At 68.0% G+C, this 344-nt stretch carries 1 protein-coding gene; it reads right to left on the bottom strand.

Going from position 1 to position 344, the window contains the following annotated elements; translation table 11 throughout:
* Positions 1–344: hypothetical protein (locus tag SB822_RS55660; RefSeq protein WP_410858919.1), on the bottom strand; the 344-nt coding region annotated here is incomplete at both ends.

A 344-nucleotide genomic window follows, 5' to 3' on the forward strand; every position in this document is an offset into this window, starting at 1 on the left:
CGGATCGTCGATGAACATGCGATACGTGGCGTCGTCGTTGAGATCGGTGGGCGTCGCGCCGAGGTCGGCGTCCATCGAACGCAGCTTGTGGCCGGCCTGCAAATAGACGACGAGCCGCGCGGCCGCGCTGTTGCCGCGCTCCGCATGCGGGGCGCTGTCGCCGAACTGGAGGCGCAGCAGACCTTCGAGTGCGGCGCAACGCGCCTGCGCGAGGTTTTGCGCGCAGCGCCAGGTGCGGGGTTCCAGATCGGTTGCGTCGGGTGCGTTGGACTTGTCGGGCGGTGCATTACTGGCGATGTCTAGCGGCTGCTGCAAGCGTTCGAGAATTCGCGCGGCCAGCGCGG

Source organism: Paraburkholderia sp. SIMBA_054, assembly GCF_046534875.1.
GTDB classification, from domain to species: Bacteria; Pseudomonadota; Gammaproteobacteria; order Burkholderiales; family Burkholderiaceae; genus Paraburkholderia; species Paraburkholderia hospita.